This window comes from Flavobacterium cellulosilyticum (genome assembly GCF_004349355.1).
In the GTDB taxonomy this organism is placed as follows: Bacteria; Bacteroidota; Bacteroidia; order Flavobacteriales; family Flavobacteriaceae; genus Flavobacterium; species Flavobacterium cellulosilyticum.
The window spans coordinates 1-23,085 of sequence record NZ_SMFK01000002.1; the positions used below are offsets into that span (position 1 = coordinate 1).

The following is a 23,085-nucleotide window of genomic DNA, read 5'->3' on the forward strand; positions in this document are numbered from 1 at the left end:
CTAATGTACTAGAATCCTATAAACTGATCACAAGAAGCATGAGCCGTAAAGGAAATTGTTGGGACAATGCAGTGGCTGAGAGCTTTTTTAAGACTTTGAAAACGGAACAGATTTATGGCAATAAGCTTATATCTAAAGAGCAAATGGGACTCGATTTATTTGAATTTATTGAAATCTGGTACAACAGAAAAAGAAGGCATTCCGCTTTAGAATATAAAACAATCGAAGAATTCTGGAAACAGCAAAATATTTTTAAAAATGTTGCTTAACTAATAGTGCGGTTTTTATTTGCATATCCAACTTGATTTAATTCCAAAAGAAGTTAAGCTACAACCAGCAAAATAGATTTAAATGTGGAGTCCAGTAACCACTGAAATAAACGGGGCGAAATCGAAAAGCCTAAAGAGTAGAAAACAAATTTGATTACAATGAAAGAAGAAGTTTTAGTTGTTAATAATTATTTTGAAAAAATAATCAATTTTGGTATCGAATACGCTCCAAAATTAATTGGAGGAATTCTCGTTCTAATAATTGGTTTATGGATTGCTAAATTGGTTACTAAAGGTGTCGGGAAATCTCTGGAAAAATCAAATATAGACCAATCACTAGTTCCTTTTTTAAAAGGTTTAACCAATTTTGGATTAAAAGCTTTGGTTGCCATCACCGTCATGGGAATGATAGGAATAGAAATGACCTCCTTTGTCGCTATTATTGGTGCTGCAGGTTTAGCTGTAGGTTTGGCATTATCGGGTACCCTTCAAAATTTTGCAGGTGGAGTAATCATTTTAATTTTGAAACCATTTAAACTCGGTGACTTTATTGAAGCTCAAGGATTTACAGGAACCGTTAAAGAGATAAGTATTTTTGCTACCATGCTTAATACTCCAGATAAAAAATTAGTAATTATTCCCAATGGGCCATTATCCTCAGGTGCTCTGATTAATTATTCAGCAGAAGAATTGCGTAGAGTAGATTGGACATTCGGCATAGCATATGGAGATGATATGCACGTTTTTAAAAAAGCTATTAATGATTTTATTGCTGATGATAATCGCATTTTAGAAGATCCTAAATCCTTTATTGGACTTGAAGCACTTGCTGATAGCTCAGTTAATTTTAAAGTTAGAGTTTGGGTAAATACTCCTGATTATTGGGATGTGTTTTTTGCAATGAACGAAAAAGTATATACCAAATTCCCTGACTACAATTTAAATATTCCTTTTCCGCAAATGGATGTTCACGTTCAAGGAAACAAATAAAGGAAACAGAATTTAGGCTTAAAAAATAATAGTTCGTGCCTACTTAAAGTCCAGCAAATTGCTGGACTTTTATTTGAAAAACACTTTTTATTATTTTTTGCTTGAGACTTCCCAGTTGAAAGAATTCTTGCTTATAAAATAAAAGTTCGTACTTAGCCGGTGTAGTACTCATTTTCTTATTGTTTTTTTTAAAATTATTGCCAACTTGCATATAGTAATGACAAAGAAGACTTATTACACCCAATTTTGGTAGATTGGTCTGACAAACAGCAGACTTTATTCAATATCAAAAATATAAAATTTATCTTATAAATTTAATAAATTATTTTTTTTGATGTTATTTTTTGAAGATTTTGCATTGACTTTGATGTTGAATTATGCATTTGCAAAAAATTGCTGAAAATCACTTATTTTCTTTTCCATAAAAAACACTTTCGTTATCTTTGCAAAAGTATAACGAAAATATTCTTAATTGAAAATTAAAAGCAAAATCTGGATTGAGTCAGAAGAGGGAATTATAATAAGTGAAGGCCGTATTCAATTATTGAAACAAATTGAAGCTACAGGTTCACTTAATAAAGCCGCTAAAGCGATGCATATTTCGTACCAAAAAGCCTGGAAGTTGGTTGATGCTTCTAACAAAGCATCAAAATTACCACTCATAGAAACCCAAATTGGTGGAAATAATGGGGGAGGAACAGTTCTCACTCCTTATGGGAAATCACTAGTCGAATCTTTTGAAGCTATCAATACTTCTTGCTGGAAATTTTTGGATGAGGAACTAAAAAAACACAATTTATGACCATTATTGATTTATTAGATTCACCATTATTATTGCTGTTATTGCCAATAGTTGCTTTCTTGTATGCTAGTGTGGGTCACGGAGGAGCGAGCGGTTATCTGGCTTTGATGAGTGCTTTTTCTTTTCCTATGACTTTTATGAAACCAACCGCTTTGGTACTGAATATTTTAGTTTCGGCAGTTTCATTTTATTTTTATTATAGGGAGAAAAATTTCAAATGGAATTTGTTTTATCCCTTTGCATTGACATCAATCCCCTTTTCGTTTTTAGGAGGTTTTTTAAAGATAGATGCTTTTTATTATAAAATTATTTTAGCGACAGTATTGATTTTTGCTGTTGTTCGTTTGTTGGGGATTTTTGGAAAGGAAAAAAGCACCGTCAAAGAGATTAACTTACCATTGGCTTTGTTTTTTGGAGCTGTAATTGGATTTTTATCAGGATTGATAGGTATTGGTGGAGGAATCGTATTGAGTCCAATTCTACTCTTGTTTGGTTGGGCAACAATGAAACAAACCGCCGCTGTTTCAGCTTTATTTATTTTTGTCAACTCAATATCAGGACTATTTGGATTTATTTCAAAAGGGGGAGTTATACCATCCTCTTCGTCAGTTTTGATAGGAGTAGTTTTTATTGGGGGATTATTGGGAGCCTATTATGGAAGCACAAAATACAATTCTAAGAAATTGCGCTATATCCTTTCTGCTGTACTTGGAATAGCTATTATAAAATTATATACAACTGCATAATGAGTACAATTACAGGAATTATTTTGGCTGGTGGAAAAAGCGAGCGTATGGGGACCGACAAAGGTTTGTTAGTCCTAAAAGGGAAACCTTTTATTAGTCATATTTATGATGCTTTAAAACCTATTGTTGGAGATAATATTTTGGTAGTTTCTTCCAATGCAGCCTATGATAAAATGGGATACAATCGCATTGAGGATTTAATTGCTGATAAAGGACCTATAGGAGGTTTGTATACCGCTTTGAAACAATCCAAAACGAAAATAAATCTCGTTTTGAGTGTCGATGTGCCATTGGTTACAACCGAATTATTAGAGTGGTTGTTGAAAAATCATGATGAATCCTATCTAATGACACAAGTTCAAGTTCTTGATAAGGCAAGTCCGTTAGTTGCGGTTTATGATAGAGCTTTGCGAATTCCCTTAGGCGAACATTTGGCTAGTAACCAATTAAAATTGCGTGGGTTGATTGATGATATTAATCATCAAACGCTGCAAGTTCCTTTAATATGGAGCGCTCAAGTGAAAAATATTAATACGAACGTAGAGTATCAAAAAATACTAAAATAATGACAATAACCTTAAAATATTTTGGTTTGTTGGTTGATGTCTGTCAAAAAAAAGAGGAACAATTCTATATTGAAGATAATAAAGTCTCGATTTCTTTTTTGAGGACTAAGATGGAAACTACATATGAAGAACTTAAAAATGCAAATTATTCAATTGCTGTAAATCAATCCATGAGTAGTTTAGATTATATAATAAAAGATCAAGATGTGATTGCTTTATTGCCGCCATTCGCGGGAGGATGAAAATTTAAATTGCAGATTTTAGATTTCAGAATGCAGAATTTTTGAAACAGAAAAAATGACAAATAACAAACGATATTCCAGACAAATAATCCTTCCGGAAATAGGGGAATTAGGTCAGCTAAAATTACAAAATTCCCGAGTTTTGGTAATTGGAGCTGGAGGTTTGGGCTGTCCAGTTTTGCAGAATTTGGCAGCTGCTGGTGTGGGAACTATTGGAATTGTAGACGGAGATGTGGTTGAGGAATCCAATTTGCACCGACAACTTTTATATGGAATCCAAGATTGTGGAAAAGGTAAAGCACAAACTGCGGCTGCGGCTATTTTAGAAAAAAATCCAACTATTAAGGTGCAAGTGTTTGCTCATTTTTTCAATTCAGATAATGCTTTTGAAGTTGTTTCCGATTACCAAATTATAGTCGATTGTACTGATGCCATTGCAGTTCGTTATTTAATAAATGATGTGGCTCTTGCCAAAAGAATTCCGGTAGTGTATGCCTCGATTCATAAATTTGAGGGGCAAGTTTCGGTTTTTAATTATAAAAATGGTCCAAGTTATCGGTGTTTGTTTCCAGAGCAGGAAGGTTTAAATGCAATTCCTAGTTGTGAAGCATCAGGCGTGTTAGGTGTTTTGCCCAATACAATTGGAACATTTCAAGCCACCGAAGTGTTGAAAATAATTCTAGAAATAGGAACAGTGTTGTCTGGGAAATTATTGCTGTATGATGGACTTCATTTTCAAACGCAAATTATCGATTTTGTAAAAAATCCAAAAGCAATTGAAAAAGGAATGATTAAAGGCTTGCAGCTTTTAAACCGAAAAAAAACAAATGAACACTTAAGTGCGGAAGCTTTTTTAGAAAAACTGAAACAGTTAGGAGTAATTTTTATTGATGTTAGGGAATTGGAAGAAAGTCCAGAATTCAATGGGGCAAATGTAATTAAGATTCCATTGAGTACATTAGAAGAATATAGTGAGAAATTAGATAAAAATCAAGAAATTGTGTTGTTTTGTCAAACGGGACAACGCAGCCAAACAGCATTGAACTATTTGAAAAATTCAGGATTTGTAGGCGTTTTTCATTTAGGAAAAGGAATCGAATCTTTGAAAAATCAGTTTCAATAACAATGGCAGTATCAATTTCACTGGTAATGACAATTTCGATATCAATGGCAATTTCAATGGCAATGAAAAAAAACAAATAATAGGCTACGGATATTACGGATTAAACAGATAAGCAAAGGTTTATTTAAAAAGAATATTTAATAAATCGATTAAAAAGAATTGATGAAAATCCGTTAAATCAGTGTCATCTGTGGCGAATAATAATAAAAATTATGTTGAAAGATAAATCAAAAAAAAGCTCATTTATAAAAGGGCAAATAACATCGGAATTCATTGGAAATTCGATTGCCAAACACCAAAGTAAAACTAGTATTGGCGCACACAATATCTTTTTGGGACAAGTGCGTGCCGATATTGTTGAAGGTAAAAAAGTTGTAGCAATTGAATATTCGGCTTATGAAGAAATGGCGGAACAATCATTTTATGAAATTCGAGAAGCAGCTTTTGCTAAATATGAATTGAGTTGTTTGCATATTTATCACAGTTTAGGATGGGTAAAAACAGGCGAAATTTGTTTGTTCGTTTTTGTATCGGCGCCAAGACGGAAAGTGGTTTATAAAGCATTAGAATATTTAGTCGAAGAAATAAAAGAAAAAGTATCCATTTTTGGAAAAGAAATTTTTGAGGATGAGAGTTATACTTGGAAAGTTAATAGTCCACCAAATCACGAAGGTGGAGTTCTATAATTTGTCTTAAAACATTGGCAATCTTGAATTCTAAAATCGTAAATCTAAAATCCTCAATCTAAAATCTCAATGGTAGACATCACACATAAAATAATAACCCAACGCACGGCAACGGCTCAAGCAATTGTAAAAGTAGGTTCCCCAGCGACCATGCAAGCGATTGTAAACAATACTGTTCCTAAAGGAAATGTTCTTGAAGTATCTCGAACAGCTGGTTTGTTTGCGGTAAAAAATACTTCGAATTCCATTCCGGATTGTCATCCTATGCCAATTGAGTTCACAGGAATTCAGTTTGAATTGCTCGAAGATTCCATTCGAATTGAAGTAACTGTAAAGGCCATTTACAGAACAGGAGTAGAGGTAGAAGCCATGCACGGCGCATCAATTGTAGCCTTGACAATGTATGATATGCTAAAACCTATCGACAAACAAGTGGAAATTTCGACCATTAAATTACTCCACAAAAAAGGAGGGAAATCGGATTTTGGTGTCAAAGAAAAAATGGATTTATCGGTGGCTGTAATGGTTTGTTCTGATTCTGTTGCTTCTGGAAAAAAAGAAGACCGAGCAGGAAAAGTAATTACTGAAAAAATAAGAAATCAGGGGTTAAGTGTTTCGAGTTATACCGTAATTCCAGATGAGGTTACAGATATCCAAGAAACGATACACAAACTATGCGACAACAAAAAGGATTTAATAATCATTACTGGCGGAACGGGATTGTCCAATCGTGATATTACGCCTGAAGCTGTGGTTCCATTATTGGATCGTCGTATTCCCGGAATAGAAGAAGCGATTCGTTCTTATGGTCAAGACAGAACTCCTTATGCGATGTTGTCCAGAAGTGTGGTTGGTTTCAAAGGATCTACTTTGATCATGGCATTGCCTGGTTCAACTGCTGGTGCTAGTGAATCGATGGATGCTGTTTTTCCATCAATATTACATTTATTCAAAATATTAAATGGTTTCAACCATGGAAAATAAAGCAATTTATATGCAGGATACTCACGGACGAGCACACAATTATTTGCGGATTTCAATTACAGAACATTGTAATTTGAGATGTACGTATTGTATGCCGGCCGAAGGTATTGCCCTTACGCCAAGACCTCATTTGATGACTGCAGATGAAATTGTGACCATTGCCCAAACTTTTGTCAATCTCGGTGTGACTAAAATTCGCTTGACTGGAGGAGAACCTTTGGTACGAAAAGATGCCAAACAAATTATTCAACGATTAGGAAAATTAGGAGTTAAACTTACTTTGACTACCAATGGAATATTGGTTGACGACTTTATGGAGACATTTAAAGAAGCTGGAATTACAACTTTAAATGTTAGCATCGACAGCTTAAAAAAAGATAAATTCAACCAAATTACACGTAGAAATTATTTTGACAAAGTAATAGAAAATATTGCTTTGCTTGATGCCAATGGTTTTCAGGTACGATTAAATGTCGTGGTAATTAAGGGATTTAATGATAATGAAATTATCGATTTTATAGAATTGACCAAAGACAGCAATATAATGATTCGTTTTATTGAGTTTATGCCTTTTGACGGCAATCAATGGAATAAAGAAAAACTAGTTTCTTATGCCGAAATTCTGGATCAAGTAGAAAATTATTATGCTGTGGCCAATGTAAAACGCATACAGGATAAACCGAATGATACGGCTAAAAACCATAAAATTGAATCGTATAAAGGAAACTTCTCGGTCATTAGTTCGGTTACGAATCCTTTTTGTAGTACTTGCAATCGCATTCGATTGACAGCTGATGGAAAACTCAAAAATTGCCTATTTTCGAATTCCGAAACTTCATTACTAGATACATTAAGAGCTGGTGAATCAATAGAACCACTCATTTTTCAAAATATAAAAGCAAAACATGCTATGCGAGGCGGAATGGATGATGATGCCAAATTTCAAAATCCCGAATTATTTTCCCAGAATCGAAGTATGATTAAGATTGGGGGATGATTTTAGATGTTTTTCTCCTTCATTATTTCAACCACAAATTTCTAAAAACCTTTTTTTTGTCATAATCATTGGCTTGTTTTTCGATATTAAAATAACGATGCCCACGAGGATCGTTGCCAACGCCAGCTAAATAAGCCCAATTTCCCCAATTGCTACAAACATCATAGTCGATTAATTGTCCTTCAAAATAGGCTGCGCCCAATCGCCAATCCATATTGAGTTCATTGCAAAAATAACTGGCTACATTTTGTCTGCCTCGATTGCTCATGAAACCAGTGAGTTTCAATTCGAGCATATTGGCATTAATAAAATCCGATGGTGTTGCACCCTTAATCCATTGGGAAAGGAACTTTTCGTTTAAGGATTTTGAATTGATTTTCTCGGTTTTTATTCCAGAATACAAGAAAAATTTGGTTTGGTGTTTTTTGAACATAAATCGGAAAAAATCTCTCCACAATAATTCGAATAGTAACCAATAAGTGGAATCATTGGCTCCAAATTGGTTTTCATATTTTTTGATTTCAGCATATATAAATCGTGGGGAAATACAACCCATTGCCAACCAAGCCGAAAATTTGGATGAATAATCTGCACCAACCATTCCGTTTCGGGTTTCTTTATAATTGGACAAACATTTCGTTTCATAAAAATAATGATTCAAACGTTTTAAAGCTTCGGTTTCACCACCTTTGAATTGAATAGCAGCACGAGAATCGATTTTCATTTTTTTTAAGCCTAATTCTTTTAATGTAGGAAGTTCTAAAACGGGTATTTCTGGCGAATTAATTTGCTTAGGCTTTTCAAATGGATTTCTAATTATGGCATCCTGTTCGGTTTTCTTTCTGAAATTAGTAAATACATCGGGAATGTCTTTGATAGAAAACGGTAAATCCTCGGCGTGATACAAGGTGCTGGTGCTAAAGGTTTCTAATTCGCATCGCAATTTGAATAATTCGTCTTGCACTAATTTCTCAGTTCGTTTTTCTTCGTAAGCTACTTCTCGTTTGGCAAAAACTTTTTGTGCTTTGTATTTTTTAACAATTTTCGGAATTTCAATTTCTGGTTTCCCTTTGACGATTAATAAACCAGAACCTAAAGCTCTTAAGTTTTTATCTAAATCTTTAAGTGATTCCAACAAAAACTGCGCTCTAAAAGGACCCGTCTTTTTGAATCCGTATGGTGTGGTTTCAAAATGGGAATCGTCAAAACAATAAACCGGAATCATTTGTTCACTTTGCGAAATAGCTTTGATAAGTGTTTCATTATCCGTTAATCGCAAATCGGTTTTAAACCAAACTATTGAAGTTTTCATAAATCATTGATATTTTTCAAATAATAATCGGCTTGTTGCAAGAGTTCGGCTTTGGCTTCGGGTTGCATTTTTCGCCAAACATTGTACATCATACCAATACGCGGATTCTTGCCTAATTTATCTTCGTTTTTGTCGTAAAAGTTCCAATACAAACTATTGAAAGGACAGGCCTTATCGCCTGTTTTTAGGGCTTTTTTATAATAACACGAACCACAATAATGACTCATTTTGTCAATATATGAAGCGGAACTTACATACGGTTTCGTGCCTACTATTCCGCCATCGGCAAACTGGCTCATTCCGCGAGTGTTGGTAATTTCGACCCATTCAATCGCATCAATATAAATTCCGAGATACCAAGCGTCGACTTCATCAGGGTGAATTCCTGACAAAAGCGCAAAATTGCCTGTAATCATCAAGCGTTGAATGTGATGCGCATACCCATAATTCAAGGATTGATTGATGGCGTCTTTCAGGCAATTCATTTTGGTTTTCCCCGTCCAAAACCAATCGGGTAATTTATTTTCGTGCTTGAAATAATTCATCCTAGCATAATCGGGCATTTTGTTCCAATAAATACCACGCATATATTCTCTCCAACCAATGATTTGTCGAACAAAACCTTCCAACTGATTGTATTCTATTTCGTCAGGGCGATTTTCCCGTTCTTGAATAGCTCTATTGATGACTTCTAAAGGGGAAATTAATTTACAATTCATAGAAAACGAAAGCCGAGCGTGATACAAAGACCATTCGTTGGGCGTCATTGCGTCTTGATAACTTCCAAAAAGCGCCAAACATTCAGTAGCGAAAAACTCTAATAATTCCAAGGATTGCGTTCTGTTTACTGGCCAAACAAAATTTTTAGCATCTACGTTTCCAATGGTTTTAATGTTGGCTTTATTGATTTCAGCAACAATTTCCGAAACATCATTATTGAAAACCAATGGCGGTGTTGGTTTGTGGTCTTTGGGTAATTTTTTACGGTTTTCGCCGTCATAATTCCATTTTCCGGTCAAAGGTTTGTCGCCTTGCATCAAAACGTTGTGCTTTTTTCGCATCATATGATAGAAACTTTCCATCAGAAAAATTTTTTTGCCTTCAAAAAAATCGCCTAATTCGCTTCTGGAACTCATAAAATGTTCTGAATCCGTTACCGAAGTTGTAATGGAAAGCGAATTGCAGAAGTTTTTCAACAATTCGTCCAATCGGTATTCATCGGGTAATTGGTAATCGAAATGGGTGAATTTTTCTTTTTTAATTAAAAATTGAAAATTTTTATCGAACGATTGTAAGTTGTTTTCATCGTTTAATTGAAAATAAATCACCTGATGTTTTTGCTTTCTTAATTCATTGGCAAACTCTTGCATCGCCGCAAAGAATCCAGCAATTTTTTGGATATGATGTGTTGCATAATCAGTTTCAGAACGGATTTCCATCATAACATAAGTGACCGAATACTCAACGGTTTGATACCAAGAATGATTTATATTTAATTGATCCCCGAGAATTAATCTTATAGTTTTTTTCATTTGCTTAGTTTTTCGAACCATTAAGAAAATTAAGAAAGTTAAGAACACTGTAAATCTTAATTTTATTAATGAACTTAATGGTTTAATTTTTTATTTTCTACTTCTACATTTATCGCTACAATATTTCACTTCATCCCAAACTTTCTCCCATTTTTTGCGCCAAGCGAAAGGTTTGTTGCAAACAACGCAAATTTTATTGGGTAGGTTTTGTTTTTTAACGCCTTTCATTGTTTAAATCTAATTGATTTCGTTTCCATTCAATTCCCACTGAGGAACCATCGGCTATAAAAACGGCTTCGGGTTTTGTTTGGTTTAAAACCGAAAATGATTTCCCGTACATTGCCTCAAAATCACATTCAATTTTATAATCCAAAACTTCACTTACCTTCCAACTTGGATGTTGTAATTTGTATTCTTCGGTTTCATTTTCGCTAGTTTTTGTGTAACCATAATAGTGTTCGTAGATAAAACTTTCTAATGAATTTGGCTTCATCTTTTCGGATGTAGTAGCTGTTGTTACGGCAATGGAATTCCATTTTTTGTTTAACAACCATTCAAATTTTACTTTTTTAACTAATTTTTCTTCAATTATCTTGTGCTTGGTTGGTACAACTGTATAATTTTCATTGTATAATTTATTGGCTGTCCAAGCCACAATTGGATACGGAATAGTTTCGTTTATAAAAACAACACCTCGTTTTGTACTACCGTTTTCTTCTTTTCGTTTCACATAAAACCGTAAATTGATTTCTTCAAAATTTCCAAAAAAAGGAATTGGAATAGTGAATAATTTGGTTTTTTTGAACATAAAACCCACTAAACTGATGTAGCATTTTTCGTTAAACAAATCCAATTCTACCCCTTTTGGTAAAAACGGACTTAGAATTTTTGGATCAATTTCATAATTGGCCATTATTATATTTTCCCAATTTGCTTTTAAAAATAGTGCCATTTTTTAGGTTTTTTTTGGTGATTTAGTTCTTCTTGAATTTGGGTTAGTCACGTGCTTTTGTAAAATTCGTTTGCCTTCCTGTTTTACTTCATTTTTTTTGCGGAAACTCCACACAATATCGCTGGCGTATTTTCGGGTTTCTTCAATATTTACGATTGGTTCGGGATAATCTTCGCCAATTTTACAATTATAAAATTGCTGTTCCATTTCGTTCATTTTCCAAGGTTCGTGCAATAAATGAACAGGGATTTCAGCTAATTCTGGCAACCATTGTTTGATAAAAATACCTTCGGAATCGTGTTCTTCGGAGTTTTTTATGGGATTATAAATTCGGATGGTATTAATTCCAGTTGTACCTGATTGCATCTGAATTTGCGGATAATGAATTCCGGGTTCATAATCCAGAAATTGTCTGGCCAAGAAATGCAATTCGCGCCAATCTTGCCATAAATTAAACGTGAAAAAAGAAACTACCATCGCTCGCATTCTGAAATTGATGTAACCCGTTGCGACCAAACATCGCATACAAGCATCGACAATGGGAACGCCCGTTTTGCCTTCTTGCCAAGCTTTTATGTAGGTTTCGTTTTTTGGTTTGATCAAAGTGTCATAAGCTCGGTTAGCGTTTTCGAATTCCATTTCGCATTCGTCTTCAAATTTTTGCATAAAGTGGCAATGCCAATGCAAACGCGACACAAAATTGAGAATGGCTCGTTTGTTTTTGGACGCTTCGTAAAACTGATTCGTATATTGATACACCATTCGCATACTGATGTTTCCGTAAGCTAAATAGGGCGACAATCGGCTACAGCCTTTCCTGCTCAAAGCGGGTTTTGAAATGTGTTTGCTATAATTGACATAACGCTCTTTGACAAAACTGTCTAAATACCGCCAAGCCAAAGTCTCGCCACCTTGTTGGAAATTTTTGTTTGGTGTTGTGATTTCAATTGGTAAAATTTCCCCTTTTAAACTTTCGTAAAAATCGGATTCTAAATGAATGGTTTTTAAATCGGATTCTTTCAAGATTTTGGGACTTGCTCGCATCACTTCTTCCCAACGTTTGTCCCAATGTTGCCTGGATTTAAGTTTCCTGATTACTCCGTGCATTTGAAATTCCTTCCAAACGATATTATTTTCTTGAAAAAGTTCTTGCATAGCAATGTCTCTATCAAATGTGATTTTGTTACCAATTTCTTGATGCGAAAAAATGGTTTTCACCTCAAAATTTTTAATTATTTCTGAAAATACAGTTTCAACCTCGTTATAAAAAAAATAGATTTTGCTTTTTGATGCATTCAATTTCCTTTGCAAATCTTGAATCGATTCGTAAATAAATCGCCAATGACGCACATCTGCATCATCGTAATTCATAACTGATGGTTCAAAAACATACACCAACAATAAAGGCAAACCTGAGTGATGTGCGTTAAATAATGCTTCGTTATCAAAGAACCGCAAATCGCGTTTAAACCAAACAATATTGACGGTTGTTTTATTCAATTTATGTTATTGAAGTGATTTCTTTGTTGGGTTTGGCATAACTCAATCGGTCTATTTTTACCGTTTTATGATAACTGTCCAATCCAGAGCAGGTTAGTGTATTCGCTTTTTCAAGATCTAGAAAACCATCTACACAAAGGCAATTTTCAGGAACATAAACCTCTTTGATTTCGCCAATAATCATAATGGTGTTGTTGATGGTAATTTCAATTTGTTCTTTGAATTCAACTCCAAATTGGACATTACTTTCTGCAACAAAAGGCGCTTTGAAATCATTCTTGAATTCCGGTTGCAATCCAGTTGCATCAAATTCAGAAATATCCGAATCGTATCGAGCCGAAGTTTGGTGTGCTTGTTTGTATATATTTTCGTTGATGTGGTTTATGGTGTAAAATCCTGTGTCTAAAATATTTCGAAGCGTGTTTCGCTCGGGAGGACTTGGTCGAAATATCAAAGCGATCAAGGATGGATTAGCTCCAATATGAAATACAGAACTGAAAATAGCCAAGTTTGTTTGCCCTTGATTATTGATAGTTCCCAACAAGGAAACGCTTTTGAATCCACCCAAACTATTAATGAAATGAACACGTTCTTGTTTTTTCATATTCATTATTGCCTCAAAAGAAAAATATTTTTTCATTATTGTTTTGTGTTTTAGTTTATGAGAACCCATTTTTTGTCACTATTCAATTGGAAAGTTCCGATGTGCTCTTTGTTCCATTCTTGAGGCGAAATCAACGACAAAAAGTAAGTGCTGTCTTCTGCGATGTAGAGGTGATAGATTTCTCCAACAACGGGTTCAAATGAAAATTTCGCATTATAAACTAATTCGTTCCACTCGTATTCTTCCATCAGTTTTTGATATTGCATTTTCAGTTCATTGAACTTGTTTGCAAACTCTTTGTTTACATTGCTAATACCTCTGTTTTTCCAAGAAACAACATCGTCAGTTTTAATAACTGGTGCGCCAACATTCGTCGCATAAGGCAAAATATTGGCGTTGTATCCGTTTTCTATAGAAAAAACAACATTGTCAGGTTTTCCGTTCTTCATTTTCTTTGAATGAGTTAATCGTATTTTTTGATTTATTCCAATCGAATATGTTTTGTTTAATCAAAACATTATTTAGTTAAACAAAAGTAATTCTTTTTCGTCAATTAGAACTAAAAACGGGTGTTCAATTTTAAATTCCTTTTATGAAATGGAAAGGGGGTGGGATTATTTTGTTGGTGGGGTATAAAAAAAGGAACTCGATTGAGTTCCTTTTGTAAATTATGTTTTGATGTAGAATGTTATTCTTTTAATCGGCAAGCTTTTACGTCACCTTCAACAACTACATCGGTCATTCCGAGAGCAGAAAGATTTTTCATTGCCTTGTCCCATTTTTTACTGCTAATTTGGTTTTATTTTTAGGTTAACCTAATTAATTATTTTATCAATTAATTTGTTTTAAATTCTTATCTCTTTCTGCTCTTTTTTCAGAAATATAAAATTCGGTTTCTGAAATTATTTTATCAACTATTTTGGGTGAATATTTAGCTAAATTATTCAATGATTCGTAGAGTACTTCTACTGGCATTTTTACCCAATCTCTATTGTCAATAGTAGAACAATAGAAATGAATTTTACATAGTTTTTTAATGTCATTTTCAATATTTGTAATATCAAGATATATATTTAAATCATTTGAAAAACTATTTTTTATTCTAGTAGTTGTGTATTCAAATAGAATGTTCTTATTATTTAAGTTATATTCTAAAAAACCAAGTGTATTTTCTTTTAGCCCCTCGAATTCTTTATTTAATAATTCAAATATTTTTTGTTTTCTTTTCGCAGGAATTTTTTTAGCCATTATTTTTTCAAAATAAATTTGATAGCTAATTGCTATTGAAAAAATAACACAAAATATTACAATTAAGGATAGCGGCATTTGAATGTATTTTAAACAGTATTTTTTTAATATAAAAAAGGGAACTCCTTTATGAAGTCCCCTTTTCATTTATAATTATTTTACTCTTTCAATCGGCAAGCTTTTACGTCACCTTCAACAACTACTTCGGTCATTCCAAGAGCAGAAAGGTTTTTCATTGCTTTGTCCCATTTTTTACCGCTCAATTCCGATTTGATTTTTAGTGAACCAAATTCCAATTGATTGCCGTTAGATTGCAAAATAGCAACAATTAATTTTTCATCTTCTTCTAGTTGAACCTGTTTTTTCTCCGGACGCATTTGCGGGAAGAACAATACTTCCTGAATCGAAGCATTATTGGTCAAGAACATCATCAAACGATCCATTCCAATTCCTAAACCAGAAGTTGGCGGCATTCCATATTCCAATGCTCTCAAGAAATCTTCATCAATTGTTCCGTTGGCTTCATCATCACCTTTTTCAGCCAAACGCATTTGGTCTTCAAAACGGGCTCTTTGGTCAATTGGGTCGTTCAATTCCGAATAGGCATTGGCTACTTCTTTACCGCAAACCATCAATTCGAAACGCTCTGTCAATTCAGGATTATCACGATGCTCTTTACAAAGTGGCGACATTTCTTTTGGATAATCGGTGATAAAGGTTGGCTGAATATAATTTCCTTCGCATTTTGCACCAAAAATCTCATCAATCAATTTTCCTTTACCCATCGTGTTGTTCACATCAATTCCCATTCCGCGAGCAGCTTCAAAAAGTTCTGTTTCCGTTTTACCAGAAATATCAAAACCTGTAAAATGTTTGATAGAATCTGTCATCGTAACACGTGCATAAGGCGCCTTGAAACTGATTTGGTGCTCACCAAAAGTTGTCTCACTCGTTCCATTTACACCAATCGCGCAATGTTCTAGTAAGTTTTCGGTAAAATCCATCATCCAGTTGTAGTCTTTGTAGGCTACATATATTTCCATTGCGGTAAATTCAGGGTTGTGCGTACGATCCATTCCTTCGTTACGGAAGTTTTTCGAAAACTCATACACCCCATCAAATCCACCAACAATTAATCTTTTCAAATACAATTCATTTGCAATACGCATGTACAATGGCATATCAAGTGAATTATGATGAGTGATAAACGGACGCGCCGCAGCTCCACCAGGAATTGATTGTAAAACCGGAGTTTCTACTTCAAGATAACCTGCATCGTTAAAAAAACTACGCATTGCATTGAACAATTTTGTTCTCTTGATGAATGTTTCTTTCACATTTTGGTTTACCGTCAAATCCACATAACGCATTCTATAACGCAATTCAGCATCGTTAAAGGCATCGTGTACTTTTCCGTCTTCATCTACTTTTGGTAATGGCAACGGACGCAAAGTTTTGCTCAAGAAAGTAAAACCATCCACACGGATACACTGTGCACCTACTTTAGTAGTAAACAATTCCCCTTCAATACCAATAAAATCGCCTAAATCAGTTAGTTTTTTAAATACCTGATTGTATAATGTTTTATCATCGCCCTCACACAATACATCGCGGTTTACATACAATTGTATGCGTCCTTCGCTATCTTGTAGTTCAGCAAAACAAGCTTTTCCTTGATCTCTCACGCTCATTAAACGTCCTGCCACAATTACCTTCTTACCTTCTTCAAATTGCGATTTTATCTGCTTCGAAGTATGATTTACAGGAAAAAGGTTCGCTGGATAAGGATTGATTCCTAAGTTGCGTAAGGATTGAAGTTTTTCTCTTCGGATGTTTTCTTGTTCTGATAATGCCATTTTTGTGCTTATTTTAAGAGCGCAAAGATAGTCTTTATGTGTTAAGTTGCAAAGTGAAGAACTGCTAAAATAGGAATATTCTAAAGTGGATTTTCTGGAGCACAAAGAGTCGGAATTCAATAACGAGCTGTCCCGCTTTCCGCTTTATCCACGCCAAAAATAGCGCGGGATATCGCTTTCAATCGGGGCTATTCTACGACTTGTTTTTTTTGTAAGAATATTTTGTTAACAAGAATGCCTCAAAGTCAAATATCTAGTACTTTTCAACTTTCGAAAATAAAACTAAAACATGAAGAAAGCCGTTCTTTTATTATTTGGATTATCATTCCTACCAAGTTGTGAGGTGACTGATACTTTACATATCAAGCCAGATAATTCGGGAACTATCTAGTACGACAGCCATAGAAACGAAAATAGCGACACGCAAATTGCCAAAGAAGCGTATTTTAAAGAAACCATATTTCAGGATACTACTTATGTATTTGATCAATACATTAATAATACAATGCTAATTTTATTAAGTACACTACAAAAGTGCAAGAACTATTCAATCTATTTAAAAATGTAAAAGTGCACATGAAAAAAAGCGCTTTTGATAAGGAATACAGAACAACAATTTCGCAAGATTTCAAAAAAGCAGAAGACATTGTAGACCTGAATAAAACGGAATACTACGCTGATGAGAATAGACATAATTGTGCTTTAACTGCCGAGGAGCCTTATTATAGTATACGCTTACTTTAAACGGAAATCAGTTTAATAGAATTGTGACTATTACAGATGAAGCTCTTTTTAACACAGAGAAAGAAGAAATGGAGATGTATAAAAAGCAGCTTGCTAAGTTTAAGTTAGTACAGTCTTATGTCATAAAATATTGTTTTCCACGAAAAATAAAAAGTGTTTCAAACAACAATGCGATAATTAGCTCCGATAAAAAATCACTAGAATTGCAATTCAGTATAGTTGACTTTCTACAAAACCCCGTTAATAAAAATCTTGAGGTAGTGATGGAGTAAATTATTATTTTAAAAAATTCTTTAACCAAGAAACTTTGTGACTTTGTGTCTTCATGGCATAAAACGAGAATTACTAGTGCCTTTGTATCCAACAAATAAGTGAACGAAAATAGATTGCTTCGCTTCGTGCTTCGCAACTTCTAACATTCATCAAACGGCCAGCAACAAGTACCTTCTTAGCTGCTTCAGAGCTTTCCTTTATCTGTTTCGAAGTATGATTTAAAGCAAAAAGATTAGCTGGATAAAGATTGATTTCTAAGTTAGTTAGGTTTGAAGTTTTTCTCTTCGGATAATTTCTTGTTCTGATAATGCCATTTTTGTACTTATTTTAAGAGCGCAATGATACTGTATAAGAAGTAAAGTAGCAAGGCTCTAATTCGTAAGTTGTAGGATCCATTTTTTTTGGTAAATTGATTAATCATAAATCGTAACGTTTAATTAACTATTTGAAAACTAATAAATTAAAAATAGAATTGTAACTTTAATTTTTTTTGAAATTCCTTTGTAATGCGTGCGGAATACTCAAAACTTAAAAGGAAGAACAACTTCAAAACTAAGTAAACATTTAAAAAACAATATTATGAAAGCACTAGTTTATTATGGCCCCCGAGATGTAAGGGTCACAGAAATGCCGGACGCCATAATTGAGCAATCGACGGATGTTTTGGTTAAAATAACCGCTACGAATATTTGTGGATCTGATCTGCATATGTATCAAGGTCGAACGGATATGGAATCGGGAAGGATTTTTGGACATGAAAATATGGGTAGAGTCGTGGAAATAGGCAAAGCCGTAACACAGATTAAAGTTGGAGATATGGTTTGTCTTCCATTCAACATTGGATGCGGTCACTGTCGCAATTGTGAAAGCGGCTTAACCGCTTTTTGTCTTACAATGAATCCGGGATTCGCTGGTGCTGCTTATGGTTTTGCCGGAATGGGCCCCTACGGTGGCGGACAAGCTGAATACCTTCGCGTCCCTCATGGTGATTTTAATTGTTTAAAATTACCGGAAGACGCTGTTGAAAAGGAAAATGATTATGTGATGCTATCGGATATTTTTCCTACAGGATATCACGCAACTGAATTGGCATGTGTAAAGCCAGGTGATTCAGTTGTTATTTATGGTGCAGGCCCAGTTGGGCTTATGGCAGCACATTCGGCTAGCATTAAAGGAGCCAGTAAAATCATGGTGGTGGATAGTCATCCTGACCGCCTCAAGCTTGCTGAAGAATTGGGTGCCATTGCTATAGATTTTTCGAAAGGTTCCGCGGTGGAACAGGTAATGGAGCTTACCAAAGGCGTGGGTGCTGATAAGGGTTGCGAATGCGTAGGCTACCAGTGTTGTGATAAACATGGTACGGAGCATTCTAATATAACGATGAACGAACTCGTTCAAGCTGTAAAAGCAACTGGTTCTATTGGAGTAGTTGGAGTTTTTGTTCCCAAAGATCCGAAATCAAAAGAAGAATTGCAGAAAAAAGGACACATGGATTTTGACTTTGGTCAATTCTGGATGAAAGGGCAGCGAATTGCCACGGGGCAGGCAAATGTAAAAGCGTACAACCGTCAGCTTTCTACATTAATTTCGGTTGGCAAAGCGAAACCATCTTTAATTGTCTCGCATGAACTTTCATTAGACCAGGCTCCTGATGCCTACAAACATTTTGATGCCCGTGAAAAAGGATGGACGAAAGTAATCCTTAAACCAGAGATGGTTACGGGTAAAAAGTTATAGATTGTTCTAATTACAAACTGAAACCTGAGGCTGAACAATTTATGGAGCGATTCCATGTAGGAATAAATGGATATTAATAATTCTACAAAATGGATTATCAATATCCATTTATTCTTCTTGAAATATGATTTGTGGTCTAATTTTTAAGATTCATGTTTCAAACCGTTGTACCTTTGCACTTAAAAACCTTTGGTACCTCTAAAAAAAATGAACAAAACGATCCAACTTCAAGATTTAGGAAATAAAGATTACAAAGAGACTTGGGAATACCAAGAAGACTTGTTTACAGGAATCGTTGATTTAAAAATTAGGAATAGGAGAGAGGAACTCGAATTAGAAACACCTAACTATTTTCTTTTTGTAGAGCACCCACCTGTATACACCTTGGGAAAAAGCGGTGATGTAGACAATTTGCTTTTATCTGAAAAACAACTCGAAGCCAAAGGAGCCACTTTCTACAAAATAAATCGTGGAGGCGATATTACCTATCACGGACCTGGCCAAATTGTAGGTTATCCCATTTTGGACTTGGAAAATTTCTTTACGGATATTCATAAATATTTACGCTTTCTGGAAGAAGCCATTATTCTTACTTTACAGGAGTATGGTATAGAATGCGGTCGAAGCGAAGGCGAAACTGGAGTTTGGCTAGGAGTAGGTACCCCTTTTGCCCGAAAAATTTGTGCTATGGGAGTGCGAGCTTCACGTTGGGTTACCATGCATGGTTTTGCGTTGAATGTAAATGTAGATTTGGGTTATTTTGATAACATTATTCCTTGCGGTATTCGAGGAAAAGCAGTCACTTCATTAAATGTTGAACTCGGTGTAGAAAAAGTGGATGAAGCCGAAGTGAAAGCGAAGATTTTGAAGCATTTCGCAAATCTTTTCGAAGCGACTTTCGAGAAATCTTAAATCTAAATTCTTAAATCTAAAATTAATTGTTCCGGCAATAATCGAAACGTCATTCGGTGGTATTTCGTAACTCCATATTTCCGAATAGCCTCACGATGTTCTTTGGTCGGGTAGCCTTTGTTTTTTTTCCAATTGTACATCGGGAATTCTTCGTGAATGCGATTCATATAATCATCTCGCTCCGTTTTTGCCAAAACAGAAGCTGCGGCAATACTCAAATATTTTGAATCCCCTTTGATGATACTTTGGTTCGGAATCGATTTTAATAATTCGATTTCAGTTTTAGTAAATATTTTTCCGCACAAATTTTTCAAACCTAATTTTGCATTCATTGCTCGATTGCCATCTACAATTATAAATTCGGGAGTGGGATTTAATTTCAAAACACATTCTTGCATTCCTTTCATCGAAGCATTTAGGATGTTGATTTCGTCTATTTCTTTTGGATATAAATGCGTTACTGCAAATGAAATAGCTTGGCTTTCGATAATTGGTCTGAGTTTTTCTCTCATTTTTTCGGACAATTGTTTGCTGTCATTCAAAAATGTATTTTCAAAATCAGGTGGAAGAATAACTGCAGCTGCAGTTACGGGACCTGCGAGGCAGCCTCGACCCGCTTCATCGGTTCCAGATTCTAGAATAAAGTTTGAAAATTGTGAAAGCAGCATACTTTGTGGTTTGTGAGAACAAATATTGTAATTTTTTTTGTTTTAGAGTAGGGATTTTTGTTTTTTGAAGTGATTGGGTTTTGCATTAGGGATAGCAGCGGCATCCTTTTGTGAAGTGATAACGAAACAAAAGATACAGCGAATAGCCCGACCCGCCGTTGCGAGGCCACAAGACGAAGCAATCTTGAGGGAATGCCCAAGGAATTGAAATTGTTTTTTTAATTATATGTTTTTATAATTTACCTTTGCTTGAATTACAGTTTATAATAATTCGACTAATTATATATCATTTCAAATGAGAATTCTCTTTTTCTTGTCTTTTTTAGTATTGCCAATAACCGTTTTTTCTCAACAAAAAATCCAAAATATGTTGGGTTTTGAAAGTAAGTACAATAGTTCAGATTCGATAAAAAAAACGAAAGAAAAAGTAGCGACTATTGACCTGTACCGAATAATTACTTTAGAGCGAGATACTACTTATATCGACACTTCTTTGACTATTAAAAAGCTATACAGTTTTAATTATTTACGAAGAGATAATTTTGGACTGCTGCCTTTTCCTAATGAAGGACAAACGTATAACACTTTGCAATATAGTTTGACCAGTTTTGAACCGCTTCCTGAATTTGGATTTAAAGCAAAACATTTTAATTTTTTAGAAGCCAATGAAATTCGATATAGTTCTGTTGCAACACCAGTAACTGAATTGTATTTTAAATCGACAATGAAACAAGGGCAATCTCTGGACTCCTTTTTTACATTGAATGTTTCACCCGACCTTAATTTTTCTATTGCTTATAGAGGTTTGCGTTCCACTGGAAAATACATCAACCAATTGGTTAGTTCGGGAAATTTTAGATTCACCACAAGTTATAACACTAAAAACAAACGCTATTTTGCTAATGCCCATTTTGTTTCAGCTGATATCGAAAATGAAGAAAATGGAGGAATTACTACTACTGATGATTTCGAAAGTGGTAATCCTGATTATATCAATAGAGAAAGATTAGAAGTGTATTTAACAGATGCAACTTCATTTTTGAAAGGAAAACGTTTTTTTCTAGATCATTCTTATAGGATTAACCCTAAAAAAGGAAATAATAATCTTTATGTAACGCATCAATTTAATTACGAAAATAAGTTTTTCGAATACAATCAAGTAACAGTTGCTTCCACTGTAGGTGGGTCAAGTGTTTACAGATTTGGCGATTCCTACAAAACAAGTGGTATAAATGATCAAACACATTACAATAAAACCTATAATAAAATTGGGCTTACTTATGAGAATTCTAGTTTAGGTCAGTTTAATTTTTTTGTCGATGATTTCTTCTCTAATTATTATTATCATCAAGTATTGATTTTAGATAATAACACAATTCCAGCTTATCTATCTCAAAGGATAAATAATGTTGGAGGTCAATACAGTTATCAAAAGAATAAATGGGTTGGGAAATTTTTGTATTCAAGGTCAATAACGAATCAATCGTTATCGAATTTAGATGCCAAGATGCAATATGATTTGAATGACGAAACTCAATTTTCATTTCAATATCAAAACATAAATAAATTGCCAAACAATAATTATAATTTATACCAAAGTAGTTTTGTAAATTACAATTGGTCGAATGATTTTAAGAACGAAAAAATTAATTCTATTAGTGCTAATGCAACAACTCCATGGGTTAACGCTTCAGCTCAATATACTGTTTTAAATGATCATTTGTATTTTGAAGATGTTTCCAGTGCAAATCAAATAGCACTAAATCAACAAATAATTGCTCCCAAACAATATGACAAAACCATCAATTATTTATCGGTTAAGGCAAATAAAGAATTTAAATTTTGGAAATTGGCTTTAGATAATACTGTTTTATATCAAAAAACGGTTCAGAATAATTTTATCCTCAATGTTCCGGAGTTTGTTACCAGAAACACTTTTTATTTTTCACAAGATATGTTTCATAAAGCCTTGTTTTTTCAAACAGGGGTGACGCTAAATTATTTCACTAATTATTATTCGAATGAATACAATCCAGTAATTGGAGAGTTTTTTGTTCAAAACAAAAAAGAGATTGGGAATTTTGCTAATTTGGATTTTTTCTTTAATGCTCGAATTCAAAGAACTCGAATTTATTTTATAGCCGAACATTTCAATTCCTCTTTAATGGGTTATAATTATTATGCATCACCCAATAATCCGTATCGCGATTTTACAATTCGGATTGGTTTGATTTGGAATTTTTTCCAATAAAAATTTCTTGTCAATTTTAAAATGAAATTAATTAGTGAATTAATAAATGGAAATGTAGTATTAATGTCAAAAAAATCTGCAATCTAAAATC

24 protein-coding genes and 1 pseudogene are annotated in these 23,085 nt (G+C 34.1%); 14 read left to right on the top strand and 11 right to left on the bottom strand.

What is annotated here, in order from left to right:
• The 10 genes from E0F76_RS03925 to moaA form a co-directional block, all read left to right on the top strand.
• The coding region (locus E0F76_RS03925; protein WP_220398895.1) for an integrase core domain-containing protein at positions 1–269 on the top strand (269 nt) is incomplete at its 5' end.
• A 159-nt stretch (positions 270–428) separates the two neighbouring features.
• Positions 429–1,259, top strand: a complete 831-nt coding sequence (locus E0F76_RS03930) for a mechanosensitive ion channel family protein (RefSeq protein ID WP_132001670.1) — start codon at positions 429–431, stop codon at positions 1,257–1,259.
• A gap of 472 nt (positions 1,260–1,731) precedes the next feature.
• Positions 1,732–2,061, top strand: a complete 330-nt coding sequence (locus E0F76_RS03935) for a winged helix-turn-helix domain-containing protein (RefSeq protein WP_132001673.1) — start codon at positions 1,732–1,734, stop codon at positions 2,059–2,061.
• Positions 2,058–2,807, top strand: coding sequence for a sulfite exporter TauE/SafE family protein (locus tag E0F76_RS03940; protein ID WP_132001676.1), 750 nt, complete (start codon positions 2,058–2,060; stop codon positions 2,805–2,807). The genes E0F76_RS03935 and E0F76_RS03940 overlap by 4 nt, the downstream gene beginning before the upstream one ends.
• The gene (gene mobA / locus E0F76_RS03945) at positions 2,807–3,373 is read left to right on the top strand and encodes a molybdenum cofactor guanylyltransferase (RefSeq protein WP_132001678.1); all 567 of its coding nucleotides are present in this window, start codon (positions 2,807–2,809) and stop codon (positions 3,371–3,373) included. The genes E0F76_RS03940 and mobA overlap by 1 nt, the downstream gene beginning before the upstream one ends.
• Positions 3,373–3,615, top strand: a complete 243-nt coding sequence (locus tag E0F76_RS03950) for a MoaD/ThiS family protein (protein WP_132001681.1) — start codon at positions 3,373–3,375, stop codon at positions 3,613–3,615. The genes mobA and E0F76_RS03950 overlap by 1 nt, the downstream gene beginning before the upstream one ends.
• 55 nt (positions 3,616–3,670) lie before the next feature.
• Positions 3,671–4,738: a HesA/MoeB/ThiF family protein gene (locus E0F76_RS03955; protein WP_132001684.1), complete on the top strand. Its 1,068-nt coding sequence runs from the start codon at positions 3,671–3,673 to the stop codon at positions 4,736–4,738.
• A 212-nt stretch (positions 4,739–4,950) separates the two neighbouring features.
• A complete protein-coding gene (locus E0F76_RS03960) occupies positions 4,951–5,424 on the top strand; it encodes a molybdenum cofactor biosynthesis protein MoaE (protein ID WP_132001687.1) in 474 nt (157 codons plus the stop codon).
• Positions 5,425–5,487: 63 nt separating this feature from the next.
• Positions 5,488–6,408, top strand: a complete 921-nt coding sequence (moaCB, locus tag E0F76_RS03965; protein ID WP_342773059.1) for a bifunctional molybdenum cofactor biosynthesis protein MoaC/MoaB — start codon at positions 5,488–5,490, stop codon at positions 6,406–6,408.
• Complete coding sequence (gene moaA, locus E0F76_RS03970) at positions 6,398–7,405, top strand: GTP 3',8-cyclase MoaA (protein ID WP_132001693.1); 1,008 nt, start codon at positions 6,398–6,400, stop codon at positions 7,403–7,405. Before moaCB ends, moaA begins: the two co-directional genes overlap by 11 nt.
• A 22-nt stretch (positions 7,406–7,427) precedes the next feature.
• Here moaA and E0F76_RS03975 read toward each other — a convergent pair whose 3' ends face one another.
• The 9 genes from E0F76_RS03975 to lysS form a co-directional block, all read right to left on the bottom strand.
• Entirely contained in the window at positions 7,428–8,717 is a 1,290-nt protein-coding gene (locus E0F76_RS03975; protein WP_132001696.1) for a DASH family cryptochrome, read from the bottom strand.
• Positions 8,714–10,249, bottom strand: a complete 1,536-nt coding sequence (locus tag E0F76_RS03980) for a cryptochrome/photolyase family protein (RefSeq protein ID WP_165932629.1) — start codon at positions 10,247–10,249, stop codon at positions 8,714–8,716. The genes E0F76_RS03975 and E0F76_RS03980 overlap by 4 nt, the downstream gene beginning before the upstream one ends.
• Before the next feature lie 90 nt (positions 10,250–10,339).
• Positions 10,340–10,477 (bottom strand): DUF2256 domain-containing protein, encoded by a 138-nt coding sequence (locus E0F76_RS03985; RefSeq protein ID WP_132001702.1) that lies wholly within the window; start codon positions 10,475–10,477, stop codon positions 10,340–10,342.
• A complete protein-coding gene (locus tag E0F76_RS03990; RefSeq protein ID WP_132001705.1) occupies positions 10,464–11,201 on the bottom strand; it encodes a YqjF family protein in 738 nt (245 codons plus the stop codon). The genes E0F76_RS03985 and E0F76_RS03990 overlap by 14 nt, the downstream gene beginning before the upstream one ends.
• Before the next feature lie 3 nt (positions 11,202–11,204).
• Positions 11,205–12,701, bottom strand: coding sequence for a cryptochrome/deoxyribodipyrimidine photo-lyase family protein (locus tag E0F76_RS03995; RefSeq protein WP_132001708.1), 1,497 nt, complete (start codon positions 12,699–12,701; stop codon positions 11,205–11,207).
• Between the two features lies 1 nt (position 12,702).
• Positions 12,703–13,341, bottom strand: a complete 639-nt coding sequence (locus E0F76_RS04000) for a flavin reductase family protein (protein WP_132001711.1) — start codon at positions 13,339–13,341, stop codon at positions 12,703–12,705.
• 14 nt (positions 13,342–13,355) lie between these two features.
• Positions 13,356–13,754 carry a DUF2452 domain-containing protein gene (locus tag E0F76_RS04005; protein ID WP_132001714.1) on the bottom strand — a complete coding sequence of 133 codons (399 nt, stop codon included), beginning with the start codon at positions 13,752–13,754 and terminating at the stop codon, positions 13,356–13,358.
• A 382-nt stretch (positions 13,755–14,136) separates the two neighbouring features.
• Entirely contained in the window at positions 14,137–14,553 is a 417-nt protein-coding gene (locus E0F76_RS04010) for a hypothetical protein (protein WP_132001717.1), read from the bottom strand.
• A gap of 158 nt (positions 14,554–14,711) precedes the next feature.
• Complete coding sequence (gene lysS / locus E0F76_RS04015) at positions 14,712–16,409, bottom strand: lysine--tRNA ligase (RefSeq protein ID WP_132001720.1); 1,698 nt, start codon at positions 16,407–16,409, stop codon at positions 14,712–14,714.
• A gap of 576 nt (positions 16,410–16,985) precedes the next feature.
• On the opposite strand from lysS, the gene E0F76_RS19235 reads away from it, so the two are divergent.
• Positions 16,986–17,153, top strand: a complete 168-nt coding sequence (locus E0F76_RS19235) for a hypothetical protein (RefSeq protein ID WP_165932630.1) — start codon at positions 16,986–16,988, stop codon at positions 17,151–17,153.
• 411 nt (positions 17,154–17,564) lie between these two features.
• On the opposite strand, the pseudogene E0F76_RS19560 reads toward E0F76_RS19235, so the two are convergent.
• A pseudogene (locus tag E0F76_RS19560) lies at positions 17,565–17,740 on the bottom strand (lysine--tRNA ligase); the annotation flags it as partial.
• A gap of 265 nt (positions 17,741–18,005) precedes the next feature.
• On the opposite strand from E0F76_RS19560, the gene E0F76_RS04025 reads away from it, so the two are divergent.
• Entirely contained in the window at positions 18,006–19,163 is a 1,158-nt protein-coding gene (locus tag E0F76_RS04025) for a glutathione-independent formaldehyde dehydrogenase (RefSeq protein WP_132001723.1), read from the top strand.
• A gap of 207 nt (positions 19,164–19,370) precedes the next feature.
• Entirely contained in the window at positions 19,371–20,075 is a 705-nt protein-coding gene (gene lipB / locus E0F76_RS04030) for a lipoyl(octanoyl) transferase LipB (RefSeq protein ID WP_132001726.1), read from the top strand.
• Positions 20,076–20,077: 2 nt separating this feature from the next.
• Here the strand turns inward: lipB and E0F76_RS04035 are convergent, their stop codons facing one another.
• Entirely contained in the window at positions 20,078–20,743 is a 666-nt protein-coding gene (locus tag E0F76_RS04035) for a ribonuclease HII (RefSeq protein ID WP_132001729.1), read from the bottom strand.
• 295 nt (positions 20,744–21,038) lie between these two features.
• On the opposite strand from E0F76_RS04035, the gene E0F76_RS04040 reads away from it, so the two are divergent.
• The gene (locus tag E0F76_RS04040; RefSeq protein ID WP_132001732.1) at positions 21,039–22,994 is read left to right on the top strand and encodes a putative porin; all 1,956 of its coding nucleotides are present in this window, start codon (positions 21,039–21,041) and stop codon (positions 22,992–22,994) included.
• Positions 22,995–23,085: the final 91 nt, after the last annotated feature.